The 19,649-nt window shown below is 71.3% G+C and carries 14 protein-coding genes; 9 read left to right on the forward strand and 5 right to left on the reverse strand.

Going from position 1 to position 19,649, the window contains the following annotated elements:
• Positions 1–87 precede the first annotated feature (87 nt).
• The 6 genes from DB033_RS04910 to mshC all read left to right on the forward strand — a co-directional run bounded on the left by DB033_RS04910 (position 88) and on the right by mshC (position 5,160).
• Positions 88–918, forward strand: a complete 831-nt coding sequence (locus DB033_RS04910; RefSeq protein ID WP_111765700.1) for an undecaprenyl-diphosphate phosphatase — start codon at positions 88–90, stop codon at positions 916–918.
• 95 nt (positions 919–1,013) lie between these two features.
• The gene (locus DB033_RS04915; protein WP_111767252.1) at positions 1,014–1,688 is read left to right on the forward strand and encodes an MSMEG_4193 family putative phosphomutase; all 675 of its coding nucleotides are present in this window, start codon (positions 1,014–1,016) and stop codon (positions 1,686–1,688) included.
• 45 nt (positions 1,689–1,733) lie between these two features.
• Complete coding sequence (locus DB033_RS04920) at positions 1,734–2,288, forward strand: DUF3090 domain-containing protein (protein WP_111765701.1); 555 nt, start codon at positions 1,734–1,736, stop codon at positions 2,286–2,288.
• On the forward strand, positions 2,275–3,135 hold the full coding sequence (locus tag DB033_RS04925) for an SCO1664 family protein (RefSeq protein ID WP_240615739.1): 861 nt from the start codon (positions 2,275–2,277) through the stop codon (positions 3,133–3,135). The genes DB033_RS04920 and DB033_RS04925 overlap by 14 nt, the downstream gene beginning before the upstream one ends.
• A 10-nt stretch (positions 3,136–3,145) precedes the next feature.
• Positions 3,146–3,901, forward strand: a complete 756-nt coding sequence (locus DB033_RS04930) for a M10 family metallopeptidase domain-containing protein (RefSeq protein WP_111765702.1) — start codon at positions 3,146–3,148, stop codon at positions 3,899–3,901.
• Between the two features lie 26 nt (positions 3,902–3,927).
• Entirely contained in the window at positions 3,928–5,160 is a 1,233-nt protein-coding gene (mshC, locus tag DB033_RS04935) for a cysteine--1-D-myo-inosityl 2-amino-2-deoxy-alpha-D-glucopyranoside ligase (protein ID WP_111765703.1), read from the forward strand.
• Between the two features lie 278 nt (positions 5,161–5,438).
• Here mshC and DB033_RS04940 read toward each other — a convergent pair whose 3' ends face one another.
• Positions 5,439–6,299, reverse strand: a complete 861-nt coding sequence (locus tag DB033_RS04940) for a PAC2 family protein (protein ID WP_111765704.1) — start codon at positions 6,297–6,299, stop codon at positions 5,439–5,441.
• 155 nt (positions 6,300–6,454) lie between these two features.
• On the opposite strand from DB033_RS04940, the gene metH reads away from it, so the two are divergent.
• From metH to iolG, 3 genes are all read left to right on the forward strand, one after another.
• Entirely contained in the window at positions 6,455–9,931 is a 3,477-nt protein-coding gene (gene metH / locus DB033_RS04945; protein WP_420814048.1) for a methionine synthase, read from the forward strand.
• Positions 9,918–10,595 (forward strand): HAD family hydrolase, encoded by a 678-nt coding sequence (locus DB033_RS04950; protein ID WP_205843653.1) that lies wholly within the window; start codon positions 9,918–9,920, stop codon positions 10,593–10,595. Before metH ends, DB033_RS04950 begins: the two co-directional genes overlap by 14 nt.
• A 277-nt stretch (positions 10,596–10,872) precedes the next feature.
• On the forward strand, positions 10,873–11,865 hold the full coding sequence (gene iolG / locus DB033_RS04955) for an inositol 2-dehydrogenase (protein ID WP_111765706.1): 993 nt from the start codon (positions 10,873–10,875) through the stop codon (positions 11,863–11,865).
• A gap of 258 nt (positions 11,866–12,123) precedes the next feature.
• On the opposite strand, the gene DB033_RS04960 is transcribed toward iolG, so the two are convergent.
• Genes DB033_RS04960 through glgX form a run of 4 tightly spaced genes read right to left on the reverse strand, consistent with a single transcriptional unit; the run spans position 12,124 to position 19,586 of the window.
• On the reverse strand, positions 12,124–12,960 hold the full coding sequence (locus DB033_RS04960) for a PhzF family phenazine biosynthesis protein (RefSeq protein WP_111765707.1): 837 nt from the start codon (positions 12,958–12,960) through the stop codon (positions 12,124–12,126).
• Position 12,961: 1 nt separating this feature from the next.
• Positions 12,962–14,755, reverse strand: coding sequence for a malto-oligosyltrehalose trehalohydrolase (treZ, locus tag DB033_RS04965; RefSeq protein WP_240615741.1), 1,794 nt, complete (start codon positions 14,753–14,755; stop codon positions 12,962–12,964).
• Positions 14,752–17,151: a malto-oligosyltrehalose synthase gene (gene treY, locus DB033_RS04970; protein ID WP_240615742.1), complete on the reverse strand. Its 2,400-nt coding sequence runs from the start codon at positions 17,149–17,151 to the stop codon at positions 14,752–14,754. Before treY ends, treZ begins: the two co-directional genes overlap by 4 nt.
• Positions 17,148–19,586 carry a glycogen debranching protein GlgX gene (glgX, locus tag DB033_RS04975; protein ID WP_111767257.1) on the reverse strand — a complete coding sequence of 813 codons (2,439 nt, stop codon included), beginning with the start codon at positions 19,584–19,586 and terminating at the stop codon, positions 17,148–17,150. Before glgX ends, treY begins: the two co-directional genes overlap by 4 nt.
• Between the last annotated feature and the right edge of the window lie 63 nt (positions 19,587–19,649).

Raw genomic sequence — 19,649 nt, forward strand, 5'->3', positions numbered from 1 at the left:
TCGGACCGTGCCCCCGACGAACGTAGGTCGCTCCTTGCCGAACCGCCCCGCCGACGTGCCGCGCGCACCCGAGACCCCCGCCGCCGCATGAACGTCTGGCAGTCCATCGTCCTGGGCATCGTCGAGGGCCTGACCGAGTTCCTGCCGGTCTCCTCGACGGGTCACATCACCATCGCATCCGACCTCCTCGGCCTCGACATCGCCGACCCGGCGGTCACCGCGTACACCGCCGTCATCCAGGTCGGTGCCATCGCCGCCGTGCTGATCTACTTCTGGTCCGACATCAGCCGGTTGTTCCTGGCCTGGGTCCGCGGACTCGTCCGCGCCGACCGGCGCACGGATCCGGACTACCGGATGGCCTGGCTGGTCATCATCGGCTCGCTGCCGATCGTGGTCGTCGGGTTCGCCGGGAAGGAACTGATCAAGGGTCCGCTGCGGTCGCTGTGGGTCGTCGCGGTCGCGCTAATCGTCTGGGGTGCGGTGATGCTCTACGCCGAGAAGGTGGCCACCCAGAAGCGGCCCGAGTCCGACCTCGGCCTCAAGGACGTGCTGTTGATCGGCTTCGCCCAGAGCCTCGCCCTGATCCCCGGGGTCTCCCGTTCGGGGGCCACCATCTCGGTCGGCCTGATGCGCGGCCTCGACCGGGTTGCCGCCACCCGGTTGGCCTTCTTCCTCGGCATCCCGGCGCTGCTCGGTGCCGGCGCCTACGAGCTGCCGTCCGCGCTCGGTGAGGGCGTCGGGGCGCTGCCCACCATCGTCGGCACCGTGGTCAGCTTCGTCGTCGCCTACGCCAGCGTCGCCTGGCTGATGAAGTTCGTCTCCGGCAACAAGATCACCGTCTTCGTCTGGTACCGCTGGGTGCTCGGTGCGGCGCTCATCGTCGCGCTGTCCGCCGGCTGGATCGAGGCCGTCCAGTGACCGCCCCCGAGAGCGCCGCGGCTGCCGCCCCGGCCGCCACCACCACCGAGCCGGCCACCGCCGCCGCCCCGCCGCCCCGCCAGGACGGCCGCACGGTGATCCTGTTGCGTCACGCCCGCTCCACCGCCAACGTGGCCGGCGTGCTCGCCGGACGCAGCACCGGCGTCGTGCTCGACGAGAAGGGTGCCGGCCAGGCGGCCGACCTCGCGCAGCGGATGGCCGGCGTCCACGTGACGCAGATCGTCTCGTCCCCGCTCACCCGTTGCCAGCAGACGCTGGCTCCGGTCGCCGCCGCCCTCGGACTGCCGGTCGAGATCGACGAGCGGTTCTCCGAGGTCGACTACGGCACCTGGACCGGCCGCCCGTTGAAGGACCTGGCCGGTGAGGACCTGTGGCGCATCGTGCAGGCGCGGCCGAGTGCCGCGGTGTTCCCGGAGGGGGAGGGCCTCGCCGAGGTGTCCGCCCGCGCGGTCGCCGCCGTCGCCGAGCTGGTCGCCGCGGGTGGCGGGCCGGTGCTGGTGTGTTCGCACGGGGACGTCATCAAGGCGATCCTGGCCGACGCGCTGGGTATGCACCTGGACAGCTTCCAGCGGATCAACGTCAACCCGGCGTCGCTGTCGGTGGTGCGGTACTCGTCGATGCGGCCGATGGTCGACCGCATCAACGACACCGCCGACCTGAGCGCGTTGCTGCCGCCGCCGGCGACGGACCACCCCGTCACGGCCGCCGTCCCCGCCGGTGACGCGGTCGTCGGCGGCTCCACCGGATGACGGATTCCCGGGCCCGGCCCGGGCGCGCATAGGATCGGGGACGACATGGATCGCCAGGTACACATCTTCCGCTCACCCGACCGCTTCCTCGTCGGGACGGTCGGCCGTCCCGGGGAACGGGAGTTCTACCTGCAGGCGGTCGACGGCAAACGCGTCGTCTCGGTCGCCTGCGAGAAGCAGCAGGTCGCGGTCTTGGCCGACAAGCTCGGATCGCTGATCGGCGAGGTCGTCCGGCGCTTCGGCGAGAAGGAACCGACCATCGACCCGACCGAACCGTCGCTGGAGACCCCGGTGGACCCGGAGTTCCGGGTCGGCACCATGGGCCTGGCCTGGGACGGGGACGGGTCGCGCATCGTCGTCGAGCTGCTGGCCATCACCGAGGCCGAGGTCAACGAGGACACCGTCCTGGACGACAGCGCCGACGGGCCCGACGCCCTTCGGGTGTTCCTGTCGCTGGACGAGGCGATGAGCTTCGCCGCGCAGGCCGGTCGCGTCGTGTCGTCGGGGCGCCCGCCGTGCCCGCTCTGCGCCAACCCACTCGATCCCGAGGGCCACATCTGCCCGCGGCTGAACGGCTACCACCGCGGTGACCTCGGCTGACGCCGGGGGCGCAGAGCCGCCCGCGGACGACGCCGACACCGGTGTGGTCGCGGCCGATCTCGCTCCCGACGACCTCGCCGAACTGCTGGTGAACGGCGACCTCGAGATCGCCGGCCGGCTCTCCGACGCCTCCAACGTCACCCTGCTGGCCGAGGTCAGCTGGAACGGGCTCAAGGCCGACTGCGTCTACAAGCCCATCCGCGGCGAGCGGCCGCTGTGGGACTTCCCGGACGGCAGCCTGGCCGGCCGGGAGGTCGCCGCGGCGCTGGTCGCGCACGCCGCCGGCTGGGAGTGCGTGCCGCCGACCTTCCTGCGCGACGGGCCGGTCGGGACCGGCATGGTGCAGCTCTGGATCGACGACGCCGACTCCGAGACCATGGTCGACCTGTTCCCGCGGAAGAAGCTGCCGAAGGGCTGGCTGCCGGTGCTGCGGGCCACCGACGCGACCGGCTCCCCGGCGGTGCTGGCGCACGCCGACGACCCCCGGTTGCAGCTGCTGGCCACCTTCGACCTCGTGGTCAACAACGCCGACCGCAAGGGACCGCACGTGCTCCCGGTGGTCGGCGGCCCCGTCTACGGCGTCGACCACGGGCTGACGCTGCACACCGAGAACAAGCTGCGCACCGTGCTGTGGGGCTGGGCCGGTGAGCCGCTGCCGGAGCAGGGCGTCGAGGGCCTGCACCGGCTGCGGGCCGCCGTGGCCGGTGACCTGGGGGAGTTGCTCGCCGAGCTGCTCACCCTCACCGAGATCGCCGCGCTGCAGCGGCGCGTCGACCGGCTGCTGGACCGCCCGGAGTTCGACCGGCCCCCGGAACACCGCACCCCGATCCCCTGGCCGCCGCTGTGAGGACCCGCTGATGCCGACCCCCCACTCGCTGGGCGCCACCGTCTTCGGCGCCGGTCGCTACCTGGTCCGCACCGCCGGCTCGATGGCCGCCGACGTGGCCAGTGCCGCCGTCCGAACCGGCGAGGTCGTCGGCGGACTCGTCAGCGGCACCGCGGCCACCCCGGGGACCGTCCGGCTGACCGTGCTGATCCTGTCCGACGAGCACGGCGTGCCGTTGCTGCACCCCGCCCAGCTGGAGCCGGCGCTGGCCCGTGCCGACGCCGTGCTCACCGACGGCGCCGGCGTCCGCGTGCGGCACGTCGGCACCCACGTCATCACCGAACCCGCGCCCACGACGGCGCTGAACCCGCGCGCCAACAAGCTGCTGCTGCTGGACGAGGCGCTGGGCCGGACGGACTTCTACCACCGGCAGCTGAAGTACGTCGAGGACACCGGCAGCGTCACCGACGTCGTCGGCCGCCCCATCACCGCCATCGTGGTCCGCGACATCGCCGGCCGCACCACCGGCTGCTCGCTGGGCATCTCGGCCGACTGGGTCGTCGTGCAGGCCGGCCTCTTCGACACCGAGCGGCCACACGAGTACGACGAGACGGTGCTGGTGCACGAACTCGGGCACGCGCTGAACCTGCCGCACCACCCGTCGTCGGACAACCTCATGTACTACTCGTCCAGTCCGCCGGAGCATGTCCGCGGGACCGGGCTCAACGCCGTGCAGCGGGCCGTGATCAACGCCAACCGCCATGTGGTGCCCGGAGTTCGTCGCTGAGCGCCGGACTTCGTTAGGGTCGTGAGGTGCAGTCATGGCCAGCTCCGAAGCTCCCGGTGGTTCCCGGCGTTCCCGTCCCGCTCCGGCTGTACGACTCGGCCACCCGGACGGTGAAGCCCACCGAACCGGAGGACGTGGCCACCCTCTACGTCTGCGGGATCACCCCGTACGACGCCACCCACCTCGGTCACGCCGCCACCTACCTGGCGTTCGACCTGGTGCAGCGGGTGTGGCGGGACAACCGCTTCGACGTGCACTACGTGCAGAACGCCACCGACATCGACGACCCGCTGCTGGAGCGGGCGGAGCGTGACGGCGTCGACTGGCAGGAGCTCGCCGCCTCGCAGATCCAGCTGTTCCGTGAGGACATGGAGGCACTGCGGGTGCTGCCGCCGCGGGACTACATCGGCGCCGTCGAGGCGATGCCGGAGATCATCCGGGCGGTGAAGCAGCTGATGGAGTCGGGCGCTGCCTACCGCATCGACGTCCCCGACGCCGACGGCGAACTCCACGCCGACGTGTACTACGACGTCCGCAGCACCGACGCGTTCGGCTACGAGTCCGGCTACGACCGCGGCACCATGCTGCGGCTGTTCGCCGAGCGCGGCGGCGACCCCGACCGCCCCGGCAAGCGCGACGCGCTCGACGCCCTGCTGTGGCGGATGGAACGGCCGGGTGAGCCCGCGTGGGACTCGCCGATGGGCCCGGGACGCCCCGGCTGGCACATCGAGTGCGCGGCGATCGCCGGCAACCGGCTCGGTTACACCATCGACCTGCAGGGTGGCGGCAGCGACCTCATCTACCCGCACCACGAGTGTTCGGCCGCGCACGCCGAGGCGCTGTCCGGCCGCCCACCGTTCGCCCGGCACTACACGCACGCCGGGATGATCGGGCTCGACGGCGAGAAGATGAGCAAGTCGCGCGGCAACCTGGTGTTCGTGTCGCAGCTGCGACGCGAGGGCGTCGACCCGATGGCCATCCGGTTGGCGCTGCTGTCCCGGCACTACCGGGAGGACCGCTTCTGGACCGCGGCGACCCTGGACGAGGCCGTCGAACGGCTCGCCCGCTGGCGTGCCGCCGCCCAGCGTTTCGGTTTCGACACCACCGAGGTGGTGGCCAAGCTGCGCAGCGCCCTCGGCAACGACCTGGACACCGTCAAGGCGATCAAGGTCGTCGACCAGTGGGCGCAGAACTCCTCGCTCGGTGGCGCGCAGGTCGCCGCCGCGGTGGACGCGCTGCTCGGCATCCGCCTGGTCTGAGCAGGATCCTCCCGAAGTCGGGGAGGGAAGTTCCCGCTGGGCGGAAGGAATCCTCCCGAAGTCGGGGAGGGAAGTTCCCGCTGGGCGGAAGGAATCCTCCCGGAGTCGGGGAGGGAAGTTCCCGCTGGGCGGGAGGAATCCTCCCGAAGTCGGGGAGGGAAGTTCCCGCTGGGCGGAAGGAATCCTCCCGGAGTCGGGGAGGGAAGTTCCCGCTGGGCGGGAGGAATCCTCCCCGATCCCGGACGTCCCCGCTCAGCTCTCAGCGCAACGCCGCGGCGTCAGCGGCCGTCCCGTTTGTCGCCCTTGGGGGAGTTCCGGCGGCGCAGGTAGCGCTCGAACTCCTCGGCGAGCATCTCGCCGCTGGCCGGGGTGAGCGGCTCGGTCTCGGAGTCGCGCTCCTCGAGCCGGGCGATGTACTCGGCGATCTCGTCGTCGTCGGCGGCGATCTGGGTGACCTCGGCCTCCCACTCCTCCGACTGCTCCGGGTAGTTGCCGAGGTCGACCTCGATGTCGAGGAACTCCTCGACCCGGTGCAGCAGCGCGAGCGTCGCCTTGGGCGACGGGGCCTGCGAGACGTAGTGCGGCACCGACGCCCAGAACGACACCGCGGGGATGCCGGCCTGCAGGCAGGCGTCCTGGAACACCCCGGTGATGCCGGTCGGACCCTCGTAGGTGGACCGGGCCAGGCCGTAGCGCTCGGCGGTCGCCGCGTCCACCGCCGAGCCGCTGACCTGCACCGGACGGGTGTGCGGCACGTCGGCCAACAGCGCGCCGAGGCTCACCAGACTGCTCACCTGCAGCGCCTGGGCGATCTCGATGAGCTCGCGGCAGAACGCCTTCCAGCGGAAATTGGGCTCGATGCCGTGCACCAGCACGATGTCGCGGGCGGCCGCGGGCATCCGGCAGAAGGTCAGGCGGGTGGTCGGCCATTCGATGCGGCGGGTCACGCCGTCGACCATCTTGGTCTCCGGTCGCGACACCTGGAAGTCGTAGAAGCTCTCGGGGTCGACCTCGGTCAGCTCCTCGGCGTCCCAGGTGAGCGCGAGGTGCTCGACCGCCGACGTCGCCGCATCACCTGCGTCGTTCCAGCCTTCGAACGCGGCGATCATCACCGGATCGCGGAGTGCAGGTAGTTCCATCACCTCGACAGCCTACGACGCGCGCCCGCGGGAGCCGGCGCTCCGCGACGGCCGACCCCCCGCACGGACGCCCGTAAACTCACCTGGTGCCTTCTTCGCCGCGTCATCCGCTGTTGTCTGCGCTCTCCACCCAGGTGATCGTCGCGGACGGGGCGATGGGCACCATGCTGCAGGCCTACGACCCCACACTCGACGACTACGCGGGTCTGGACGGCTGCAACGAGATCCTCTGCGTCACCCGGCCGGACATCGTCCGCGCGGTGCACCGGGAGTACCTCGAGGTCGGCGTGGACGCCATCGAGACCAACACGTTCGGCACCAACCTGGCCAACTTCGCCGAGTACGACATCGTCGACCGGATCCAGGAGCTGGCCCACGCGGCGGCGTCGCTGGCCCGCGCCGAGGCCGACGCGTTCGCCACCCCGGACCGCCCGCGCTGGGTGCTCGGCTCGGTCGGCCCCGGAACCAAGCTGCCCACCCTGGGGCACGCCCCGTACGCCGCGCTGCGCGACGCCTACCGGCAGCAGGTCACCGGGATGCTCGACGGCGGCATCGACGCCGTGGTCGTGGAGACCTGCCAGGACCTGCTGCAGGCCAAGTCGGCCATCATCGGCGCTCAGCGCGCGATGGCCGATCGCGGCCAGCAGGTGCCGATCATCTGCCACGTCACGGTGGAGACCACCGGCACCATGCTGCTGGGCAGCGAGATCGGCGCGGCGCTGACCGCGTTGGAGCCGCTCGGCATCGACCTGATCGGCCTCAACTGCGCCACCGGCCCGGCCGAGATGAGCGAGCACCTGCGCTACCTGTCGCGGCACGCGCAGACGCCGGTGTCGGTGATGCCGAACGCCGGGTTGCCGCAACTCGGCCCGAAGGGCGCGGTCTACCCGCTCGGACCCGAGGAGCTGGCCCAGGCGCTCACCGGGTTCGTCACCGAGTTCGGCCTCGGTCTGGTCGGCGGCTGCTGCGGCACCACTCCCGAGCACATGCGTCAGGTCGTGGACGCGGTGCGGTCGGCGCAGCCGGCCACGCGCCGCCCCCGCTCCGAGCCGGGACTGTCCTCGCTCTACCAGGCGGTGCCGTTCGAGCAGGACGCCTCCGTGCTGATGATCGGTGAGCGCACCAACGCCAACGGGTCCAAGGCCTTCCGGGAGGCCATGCTGGCCGAGCAGTGGGACCGCTGTGTGGAGATCGCCCGGTCGCAGACCCGGGACGGTGCGCACCTGCTCGACCTGTGCATCGACTACGTCGGCCGGGACGGAGTGGCCGACATGCGCGAGCTCGCCGGCCGTTTCGCGACCGCCTCCACGCTGCCGATCATGCTGGACTCCACCGAGCCGGCGGTGCTGCAGGCCGGTCTGGAGCACCTCGGCGGCCGGTCCATCGTCAACTCGGTCAACTTCGAGGACGGCGACGGCCCGACCTCGCGCTACGCCAGGACGATGGAGCTGGTCCGCGAACACGGCGCCGCCGTGGTCGCGCTGACCATCGACGAGGAGGGTCAGGCGCGGACCAGGGACACCAAGCTGGCCATCGCCGAGCGGCTCATCACCAAGATCACCACGGAGTACGGGCTGCCCGAGAGCTCCATCGTGATGGACTGCCTCACCTTCCCGATCGCGACCGGCCAGGAGGAGACCCGCCGCGACGCGATCGAGACCATCGAGGCTATCCGGGAACTCAAGCGGCGGCACCCGGACGTGCTGACCACCCTGGGCCTGTCGAACGTGTCGTTCGGGCTGAACCCGGCGGCGCGGCAGGTGCTCAACTCGGTCTTCCTGGCCGAATGCGTGGACGCCGGGTTGGATTCGGCGATCGTGCACGCCTCCAAGATCCTGCCGATGGCCCGAATCCCGGAGGAGCAGCGCACCGTCGCGCTGGACATGGTCTACGACCGCCGGCGGGAGGGCTACGACCCGCTCGAGAAGCTGCTCAACATGTTCGACGGGGTGACCGCCGCCGCCGGCAAGGAGACCCGCGCCGCCGAACTCGCCGCGATGCCGCTGGACCTGCGGCTCAAGCAGCGCATCATCGACGGCGACAAGAACGGTCTCGAGGCCGATCTGGACGAAGCGCTGACCACGCGGCCCGCGCTGGAGATCATCAACGACACCCTGCTGGACGGCATGAAGACCGTCGGTGAGCTGTTCGGCTCGGGTGCGATGCAGCTGCCGTTCGTGCTGCAGTCCGCCGAGGTGATGAAGAAGTCGGTGGCCCACCTCGAGCCGCACATGGCCAAGGCGGACTCCGAGGGGAAGGGCACGATCGTGCTCGCCACCGTGAAGGGCGACGTCCACGACATCGGCAAGAACCTCGTCGACATCATCCTGAGCAACAACGGCTACTCGGTCGTGAACATCGGCATCAAGCAACCGATCTCGGCCATCCTGGCCGCGGCCGAGGAGCACGGTGCCGACGCCATCGGGATGAGCGGGCTGCTGGTCAAGTCGACGGTGATCATGAAGGAGAACCTCGAGGAGATGAACTCCCGCGGGGTCGCCGAGAAGTACCCGGTGCTGCTCGGGGGGGCCGCGCTGACCCGCTCCTACGTGGAGAACGACCTGTCGGCGATGTTCGGCGGTGACGTCCGGTACGCCCGCGACGCTTTCGAGGGTCTGCGGCTGATGGACGGGGTGATGGCCCGCAAGCGCGGACTGGCGCCCGCCGAGGACGCCGCGGAGCGGCAGAAGGCCGCCGAACGGCGGGCGCGGCACGAGCGGTCGGCCCGGATCGCGGAGGCCCGCAAGGCCGCCGCGGCGCTCGAGACCCCCGTGATCCCGGAGCGTTCCGACGTCGCGCTGGACAATCCGGTGCCGACGCCGCCGTTCTGGGGTTCCCGCGTGGTGAAGGGCGTGGCGCTGGCGGAGTACTCGAAGTTGCTCGACGAGCGCGCCACGTTCATGGGGCAGTGGGGGCTGCGGGGCGCCCGCGCCGGTCAGGGCCCGTCGTACGAGGAGCTGGTGGAGACCGAGGGCCGTCCCCGGCTGCGGTACTGGCTCGACAAACTGCACACCGACAAGGTTCTCGAAGCCGCGGTGGTCTACGGGTACTTCCCGTGCGTGTCCGAGGGTGATTCGGTGGTCATCCTCACCGAGCCGCGCATCGACGCCCCCGAGCGGCACCGGTTCACCTTCCCCCGGCAGGCCCGGGACCGGCACCTGTGCCTGGCCGACTTCTACCGGCCGCGCTCGTCGGGGCAGGTGGACGTCATCGCCTTCACGGTCGTGACGATGGGGCAGCGGATCAGCGAGTACGCCAACGTGCTGTTCGCCGACAACAACTACCGCGAGTACCTGGAGGTGCACGGACTCTCCGTGCAGCTCACCGAGGCGCTCGCGGAGCTGTGGCACCAGCGGATCCGCTCCGAGCTCGTCTTCCCCGACGGCTCCACCGCCGCCGACGACGATCCCGCCGACGTCGAGAAGTTCTTCGACCTCGCCTACCGCGGGGCCCGGTTCTCCTTCGGCTATCCCGCCTGCCCGGATCTCACCGACCAGACGATGGTGATGGAGATGCTCGATCCCGGCCGCATCGGCGTCGAGCTGTCCGAGGAGTACCAGCTGCACCCCGAGCAGTCGACGTCGGCGCTGGTCGCCCACCACCCGGAGGCGAAGTACTTTGCCGCCAAGTGAGGGGTCGCACGTCCTGTCCGCGGTGCTCTTCGACATGGACGGCACGCTCACCGACACCGAGCGACTCTGGGCACTGGCCCTGGACGACGTGGCGGCCGAACTCGGTGGCGTGATCTCACCCGGGTGCAAGGCGGCGATGGTGGGGCTGCCGGTGCAGCCCACGGTCGTCCGGGTGCACGAGGAGCTGGGGCTGACCCGGGACTGGCGGTCGACGGCGGCCGACCTGTCGCAGCGGGCGGCGCACTACTACCGGCGCGAGCTCCCGTGGCGGCCGGGCGCCGCCGCGCTGCTGGCCGCGGTGCGCGCGGACGGGCTGGCGACGGCGTTGGTGACCGCCACCGAACGGGATCTCGTCGAGCTGGCCCTGGACACCCTCGGCCGGGACAACTTCGACGTGGTCGTCACCGGCGACGACGTCAGCGTCGGCAAGCCCGACCCCGAGCCCTACCGTCGCGCGCTGGACCAGCTCGGGGTGGATGCGAGATCGGCGCTGGCGCTGGAGGACTCGCCCACCGGGGTGGCCGCGGCGGTGGCCGCCGGCCTGACGGTGCTGGTCGTGCCGTGCGAGATCCCGGTGCCGGCGGGGCAGGGGCGCGTCTTCCTGGAGAGCCTGCACGGCGTCGACGTCGAGCGGCTGCGCCGGGCGCACGCCTCCTCGAGCTGACCGCTTCCGCCGTCACCCGTCCGGTCCTTCCCGCAGGCGTTCAGCCACATCAGCCTGATCAGCAGCGCGGTCAACCCGACCCGGCGGCGGGCCGTGCAGCACTGAACAGCACCGACGGGGCCGCCCCGGGTGCAGCTCGGCGGTGGTGGTGCTGGAACGTTCCACCCGGTGGCGTTGACGGGTCCGGACACGGCTCCCATACTGGCAGCTGTCACGTTCTAGGGGTGGGCCCGCGGTCCCGCCGGTACACGGTGTTCCCACGACGGAGGAGTCCACGGTGGTGCGGTTCGGGTTGTTCGGTGCCGGCCGGATCGGGCAGGTGCACGCGGCGACGCTGGCGGCGCATCCTCGGGCCGAGCTGGTGGTGGTCTGCGACCCGATGCTCGAGTTCGCCGGTCGACTGGCCGACACGCACGGTGCGGTGGCCACGTCCGACGTCGACGCCGTGCTGGCCGACGACACGATCGACGCGATCGTCATCGGCTCGCCGACCCCCACCCACGTCGACCTGCTGTCGCGCGCGGTGCTGGCCGGCAAGGCGGTGCTCTGCGAGAAGCCCATCGATCTCGACCTCGCCCGGGTCGACGCCTGCTGGGAGCAGATCAAGGACGTCGACCACACGGTGATGATCGGCTTCAATCGCCGCTTCGACCCGTCGTTCGCCGACATCCGCAGCCGCGTGGCGGCCGGTGAGGTGGGGCAGCTCGAGCAGTTGATCGTCATCAGCCGCGACCCCGAACCGCCGCCCGCCGCCTATCTGGCCGCTTCGGGCGGTCTGTTCCGCGACATGACCATCCACGACTTCGACATGGTCCGGTTCTTCCTCGGTGACGTGGTGGAGGTGTCGGCCACCGGGACCAACCTGGTCGCCGACCACGTCCGGGAGGCCGGCGACATCGACGGTGCCGTCGTCGTGCTGCGCGGCGCTTCCGGCGCGGTCGCCCAGATCACCAACAGCCGCCGCTGCGCGTTCGGCTACGACCAGCGGCTGGAGGCGTTCGGCTCGACCGGCATGCTCACCGCCGACAACCTGCGGCCGACGAGCGTGCGGTACTCCGGCGCCGAGCGCACCGAGGCCGCGGCCCCGTACCTGAACTTCTTCCTCGAGCGCTACCTGCCGGCCTACCGCGCCGAGCTCGACCACTTCATCGGCGCCGTCGAGAACGGCACCGAACCGTCCCCGAGGTTCGCCGACGGCCGCGCCGCCCTGCTGCTGGCCGACGCCGCCGGCGAGAGCATGCGCACCGGGTCCGTCGTCCGCCTGGGCTGACACCGTGATCCGGTCCGAAGGGGTGGAATTCCCGGACGGGCCGGGTGGTGTGTGGCGAACGGATCCACCGGGCGGGCCTGCCACAGAACGACCGAGCACGGCTGACCGGACCCGGTCGGCCTGACCGTACACACGGTGGGCTCGACGCCCGACCCGGCGGGCCCGGCGGCCGCACCCGATGCTCCGGACGGCCCGACCGGGCAGGCAGGACGGCCCGACCTGCCGGACCACCCGACGGCCGGCGGACGGCGTGTCAGGTCAGAGCTCGACGACGCCGCGGACCAGCGTGTGGCTGATGCCGCCGACCCAGAGACCGTCGGCGCGGTCGTCGACCGTGACGACCCCGGCCCGCCCGACGCGCGCGCCCTGGGAGGCGGTGTACCGGGGCGGCGCGACACCCGCCGTGGTGAGCCACTGGCCGACGGCGGCGTTCAGCGAGCCGGTCACCGGGTCCTCGTTGACGCCGACGGTGGAGTAGAACGCCCGCACCTCGAAGGCGTGCGGCGCTCCCGCCGGGTAGGCGCCGACGACCCCGACCTTCAGGCCGTCCAGCTCCACCGCGTCGGGCTCCACCGCCAGGACCGCGTCGGCATCCCGCAGCAGCACCCCCGCCCAGCGCGGTCCGTTGTCCAGCCACTCGTGGTCGACGATGTCGCGGCGGTCGACCCGGAGTCCACGGGCGATCCGGGCCACCAGCTCCTCGTCCAGCGGTCCGGTCCGCAGCCGGTCCGGAGCCCGGAAGCTGATCGTCGGACCGCTCACCCGCAGCTCCACCAGACCGAGACCGCACTGCTGGACGAGGGTCCCGCCGGCCGGCCGGCCGCCGTGGTCCAGCCAGGCGTGGGCCGATCCGAGGGTCGGATGACCGGCGAAGGGCAGTTCCTCCGTGATGGTGAAGATCCGCAACCGGTAATCGGCGCCGGCGACGGTCGGGGACACCACGAACGTCGTCTCCGACAGGTTGGTCCACGCCGCGAACCGCTGCATCGTGGAGTCGTCGAGGCCGTCACCGTCGAGCACCACCGCGACCGGATTGCCCAGGTACGGCGTGTCGGTGAACACGTCGACCTGGGCGAACCGGCGCGAGCGGGTCATCTCAGCCCTTCAGGACCGCGGCGCTGTGCGGCGGCAGGGTCACCGAGCAGGCCCCCATCCCGAAGTCCTCGACGGTGATCTCACCGACGGTGCCCAGCAGCAGCTCCGGGGCGTGCGCCAGGAACGGCACGCGGTGCTCGTCGTCGGAGAAGTTGAACGCCACCTGGACGCCGCCACGGTCCAGCAGCAGCCAACGGGCGCTCTCGTCGTAGTCCACCCGGGTCCGGCCGAACCGCGGATCGGTCAGCGCCGGGTGCTCCCGGCGGATGACCGCGAGCCGGCGGTACAGGTCGAGGATGTCGCTGTGGTGGTCCTCGGCGCTCTCCGACCAGTCGAGCTTGGAGCGCCGGAACGTCTCCGGGTCCTGGGGGTGCGGCACGATGGCCTCGTCCCAGCCCATCCGGGAGAACTCGGCGAATCGGCCCTTGGCCGTCGCCTCGCCCAGCTCCTCGTCGGGATGGGAGGTGAAGAACTGCCACGGCGTCGACGCGGCCCACTCCTCACCCATGAACAGCATCGGGGTGAACGGCGCGGTCAGCACCATCACCGCGGCGATGGTCAGGTCCCGGGCACCCAGCGTGTCGGTCAACCGGTCACCGGCGGCGCGGTTGCCGATCTGGTCGTGGTCCTGCGCGTAGACCACGAAACGCCAGCTCTCGGTGGTGCGGGTGTCGATGGCCCGGCCGTGTGCGCGTCCCCGGAAGCTCGACCAGGTGCCGTCGTGGAAGTAGGCGGACCGGTACACCTTGGCGATCGACTCCATCGACCCGAAATCGCCGTAGTAGCCGACCCTCTCGCCGGTGAGGGCGACGTGCAGGACGTGGTGGAAGTCGTCGCTCCACTGCGCGGTGAGTCCGTAGCCGCCCGCGGCCCGGGGCGTGATCAGCTTCGGATCGTTCAGGTCGGACTCGGCGATGAGGGTCAGCGGCCGCCCGAGGTGGGCCGACAGCGCGTCGACCTCGGCGCTGAGTTCCTCCAGCAGGTGCACCGCGCGGTGGTCGACCAGGGCGTGCACCGCGTCCAGCCGCAGGCCGTCGACGTGGTAGTCGCGCAGCCACATCACGGCGTTGTCGATGATGTAGTCGCGCACCGGGTCCGAGTCGGGACCGTCCAGGTTGAGCAGGCTGCCCCAGGTGCTCGCGCCCGCGTCGTGCAGGTACGGGCCGAACTGGGGGAGCACGTTGCCCGAGGGGCCGAGGTGGTTGTAGACGACGTCCTGGATGACGCCGAGACCCCGCTCGTGGCAGGCGTCGACGAACCGCTGGTACTCCGCCGGTCCGCCGTAGGACTCCTGCACGGTGTACCAGAGCACACCGTCGTAACCCCAGTTGTGCTCACCGTTGAAGCCGTTCACCGGCAGCACCTCGACCAGGCTGACCCCGATGTCGACGAGGTGGTCGAGCTTCCCGATCGCCGCCCCGAAGGTGCCCTCGGTGGTGAAGGTACCGATGTGCAGCTCGTAGATGAGCCCGCCGGCCAGCTGGCGTCCGGTCCACTTCCGGTCGGTCCAGGCGTAGGCCGTCGGGTCGAAGGTGCGGGACAGGCCGTGCACCCCGTGCGGTTGGCGACGCGACCGGGGATCCACCAGCGGCTCGGTGGCGTCGTCGAGCAGGAAGCCGTAGTCGACCTCGGCGCCGGTGTGCGGCACCTCGACGCCCCACCAGCCGTCGGCGCGGGCCGACATCGGCACCACCTCGCCGTCGACCTGGACGGACACAGTGGTGGCGGTCGGCGCCCACACCTCGAACGAACGGTGACCGGCCTTGACCGGCTCCAGACCTTCTCCGTGACTCACTTCTCTCCTCGGACGAGCAGGGCCACCGGCAGCGCGGTGAGCAGATCGGAGACCGTGGCCGCGCCGGAGATCTCGTGGCGGGCCCCGGTCAGCGCGTCGGTGTACACGCCGGGGGGCAGGGTGAGGGTGGTGTCGGCCCAGCCGCCGACGGAGCGCAGACCCACCGGCAGGCGGGTGGTCAGGACGACGACACCGCCCCGGTCGTAGGCCAGGACATGCGCGGCCGCCGGACCGGACGCGGTCAGCGCCACGTACCGGTCGAAGAGCTCCGGCCGGTCGCGCCGCAGGGTCAGCGCCCGGTGGGTGACCAGCAGCTTGGCCGCCGCCGAGTCGTCGATCGCGGGTGTCGCCGCGCCGTCCAGCGCTGCGAGCAGCCGACGGCGCACGCCGTAGTCCACGGGTCGGCGGTTGTCGGGATCGACCAGCGAGAAGTCCCACAGCTCGGTGCCCTGGTAGGTGTCCGGGACGCCGGGGACGGTGATCGCGATCAGCTTCGCGGCGAGACTGTTCGACCAACCCGGCGCCTGCAGCTCGGCGACGACCGCGGTGACGGTGTCGGCGAGATCGCCGCCCGGGAGCAACCGGCCGACCAGCGTCGACAGCTGGGTCTCGTAGGCCTCGTTCGGATCCAGGTAGTTGGTCGAGCTGCCGGCCTCCCGGGCCGCCTTCTGCGCGTAGGCGTCCAGGCGCTCGGTCGAGATCGGCCAGGCCCCGACGGTGGCCTGCAGCACGAGGTTGAGCACCGGTCCGTCGGCGAGCACCAGGGGCAGGTCGTCGATGCGGGCGACGACGTCCCGGACGAACGTCATCCAGTGGTCGGGGAGCTCGGCCAGCACGCTGATCCGCGCCCGGGTGTCCTCGCTGCGCTTGGTGTCGTGCGTGGACAGCGCCACCATCGAGGTGCTGAGCCGGGCCAGCCGGTCGGCCTGGATCTCGTGGAACTCGTCGACGTCGACGGCGAAGTCGCTGGGGTCGGCGCCCACCTCGGTCAGTGTGGTCAGCCGGGTGTAGCGGTAGAAGGCGCAGTCCTCGACACCCTTGGCCATCACCATGCCGGAGGTCTGCTGGAACCGGCGGGCCACCTCGAGGGACGCGTCGCGCAGCAGCACCGTGACCGCGTCGATGCTGTCGGCGAGGTCGGGGCGGAAGTGCTTGGCCCGCGCGGCGTTCTCGGTCATCAGCTGCTCGTCACGCTCGACGTCCGCGGCCGCCGGCGGGTTCTCCCGGCCCTCGCCGGGCACCAGGTAGGTGCGGTACACCGGGAAGCACGCCAGCAGCTCGGCGAGCGCGTCCTCCGGGTCGACCAGCGTGGGATCCACGGACCGGGCCAGTCGGCCCAGCCGGTTGACCTCGGCCCGCAACGAGACGTCGGCGACGGTGCGCTTGGTGTCGTGGATGAGGTCCTCCCAGTCGACCGGCACCCCGCCCCGCAGCTCGGTGTCCAGGGCGGTCAGCCCGGGCTCGCCGGCCGGATCGACCAGCACCCGGTCGATGACACCCATCGCGTCGTAGCCGGTGGTGCCGTCGCAGCGCCAGTTCTGCGGCAGGTTCTCGCCCGGCTCCAGGATCTTCTCGACCAGTACGTAGGTGCCGCCGGTGGCCGCGGCCAGGCGGTCCAGGTAGTCGGCGGGGTCGAAGACGCCGTCCGGGTGGTCGATGCGCAGTCCGTCCGCGAGTCCCTCGTGGATCCAGCGGCTGATCTCGGTGTGTGACTCGTCGAAGACGGCGGGGAGCTCGACCCGGATCGCGGCCAGCGTGGTGACGGCGAAGAACCGGCGGTAGTTGAGCTCGCTGTCGCCACGGCGCCAGTCGATCAGCTCGTAGTTCTGGCGGGCGTGGACCTCCCGCGGGGTGCCCCCGGCGGTGCCCGGCGCGATCGGCAACCGGTGGTCGTAGTACACGAGCTCGTCGCCGTCGACCTCGAGCGCGTCCAGATCGTCGGCAGCGCCCAGGATCGGCATCAGCAGCTTGCCGCCGCCGGCCGCCCAGTCGACGTCGAAGGCGTCGGCGTAGCGGGACCGCTGACCGTGGGTGAGCACGTCCCACCACCACACCGAGTGGGCGGGGGTGGCGACGCCGACGTGGTTGGGGACGACGTCGATCAGCACGCCGAGGCCCGCGGCATGGGCTCTGTCGCAGACCCGCTGCAGGGCCTCGGCACCGCCCCGGGCCGGGTCGACGCGGCCGTGGTCGACGACGTCGTACCCGTGGTCGGAGCCCGGCTCGGCCTGCAGCACCGGCGAGAGGTAGACCCAGCCGGCCCCGAGGTCGGCGAGGTAGTCGATCTGGGCGGCGGCGTCGTCCAGGGTGAAGTCGGCGGTGATCTGCAGACGGTAGGTCGACGGCGGCACCCGGCGGGTGGTCGTCGGGGTGGGCACGGCGGATCCTGCGGTCACAGAGCTGCTCCATGGGATTCGTAATCGGAGTCGTCGTCCGGTGCCGGCGTCGGCGCCGGCGCAACCGGCGGGGAGGCCTTGCGCGTTCTCGCCCGGGTGGAACGGGGTTTTCCCGCCCCCGTGGCGTCACTGCTGCTACCCGCATCCTGCGCGGTTGACGCGCGCTCGGGGGTGCTCTTGGTCGCACCGCGCCGGGCGCCGGTGGCCTTTCCGGCGGTGCCTCCGGCGGTCCGCGGTCGGGGGCTGCGCCGGCGGGCCGGCGCCTTCGCCGCCGGCGGCGCCTCGGTCGGGACGACCCGCGCCGTCTGCAGCACGACCATCGCCTTGCTCGGCACCGGGACCGGGTCCCCGGCGGAGATGTGGTCGATCCGCGACACCTCGGAGGCGGTGTCGATCACCACCGTCCAGTCCTGCCCGTACTCGGCGCCGGGGACGACGAACTCGAGGACGTCGTCGTGGGCGTTGAACAGCAGCAGGAAGTTGTCGTCGTAGACGATCTGGCCACGCTCGTCGCGCCCACGGATCCCGTTGCCGTTGAGGAACACCCCGATCGACCGGCCGTAGCCGGAGTCCCAATCGGCGTCGGTCATCGGGTCGCCCGAAGGTCGCAGCCAGACGATGTCCTGGACGGGGTCGCCCTCGCCCCGCGGCACCGGCTTGCCCTCGAAGAACCGGCGCCGGCGGAAGGTCGGGTGGTCACGCCGCAGCGCCGACACCCGCGCGGTGAACTCGACGAGGTCGCGGTCGGCGGTGTCCCAGTGGGTCCAGGTCAGCTCCGAGTCCTGGCAGTAGGTGTTGTTGTTGCCCTGCTGGGTCCGGCCCAGCTCGTCCCCGCCGAGCAGCATCGGCACCCCCTGCGACAGCAGCAGGGTGGTGAGGAAGTTGCGCACCTGGCGCCGGCGCAGCGACAGCACCTTCTCGTCGTCGGTGTCGCCCTCCACGCCGCAGTTCCACGAGCGGTTGTGGGACTCGCCGTCCTGGTCGTCCTCGCCGTTGGCCAGGTTGTGCTTCCGGTTGTACGACACCAGGTCGCGCAGGGTGAAGCCGTCGTGGGCGGTGACGAAGTTGATCGAGGCGACCGGCCGCCGCCCCGAGTTCTCGTACAGGTCCGACGACCCGGTGAGCCGCGACGCGAACTCACCGACCGCGCCGGACTCGCCCCGCCAGAGGTCGCGGACGGTGTCGCGGTACTTGCCGTTCCACTCCGTCCACTGCGGCGGGAAGTTGCCGACCTGGTAGCCCCCGGGGCCGACGTCCCACGGTTCGGCGATGAGCTTGACCTGACTGACCACCGGGTCCTGCTGGACGAGCTCGAAGAACGTCGACAGCCGGTCCACCTCGTAGAACTCCCGCGCCAGGGTGGCGGCGAGATCGAAGCGGAAACCGTCGACGTGCATCTCGAGCACCCAGTAGCGCAACGAGTCCATCAACAGTTGCAGCGAGTGCGGCTGCCGGACGTTGATCGAGTTCCCGGTGCCGGTGTAGTCCATGTAGTACTGCGGCGTGTCCTCGACCAGCCGGTAGTAGCCGGCGTTGTCGATGCCCCGGAACGACAGGGTGGGTCCGAGGTGGTTGCCCTCGGCGGTGTGGTTGTAGACGACGTCGAGGATGACCTCGATGCCGGCCAGGTGCAGCTGCCGGACCATGCCCTTGAACTCCTGCACCTGCTGACCCATGTCGCTGTCGGCCGCGGTGTAGCTGTTGTGCGGTGCGAAGAAGCCGATGGTGTTGTAGCCCCAGTAGTTGCGCAGCCCCTTCTCGACGAGCGTGGAGTCCTGCACGAACTGGTGCACCGGCATCAGCTCCAACGCGGTGACGCCGAGCTTCTGCAGGTGGGCGATCACCGACGGGTGGGCGATGCCCGCGTAGGTGCCGCGCTGCCACTCCGGGACGTCCGGGTGCAGCTGCGTCAGGCCCTTCACGTGCGCCTCGTAGATGACCGTGCGGTGGTACGGCGTCTTCGGCGCCCGGTCGCCCGCCCAGTCGAAGTAAGGGTTGATGACGACCCCGTGCATCATGTGGCGGGCCGAGTCGTCGTCGTTGACGCTGTCCGGGTCACCCAGCTGGTAGGAGAACAACGACGGGTCCCAGTCGATCTCCCCGGCGATGGCCTTGGCGTACGGGTCGAGCAGCAGCTTGGCCGGGTTGCACCGCTGGCCGGCCCGCGGGTCGTACGGGCCGTGGACGCGGTACCCGTAGCGCTGGCCGGGCTGCACGCTGGGCAGGTAGGCGTGCCAGACGTAGCCGTCCATCTCGCGCATCCGGACCCGCGTCTCGTGCCGGTGCTCGTCGAACAGGCACAGCTCGACGCTCTCGGCGACCTCGCTGAACAGGGCGAAGTTGGTGCCGGTGCCGTCGAAGGTGGCGCCCAGGGGGTACGCAGAGCCGGGCCACGTCTCGAGGGCGGGCGGGGGAGTGTGGGTCTGCGCGGGCATCGGGTGGGGGTGTTCCTCTTCGACGGTCGGGGCCTCCATCGCGGCGGGCCGTGGCGGGTGCTC

The sequence above is a fragment of the Nakamurella deserti genome (assembly GCF_003260015.1).
Classification (GTDB): domain Bacteria; phylum Actinomycetota; class Actinomycetes; order Mycobacteriales; family Nakamurellaceae; genus Nakamurella; species Nakamurella deserti.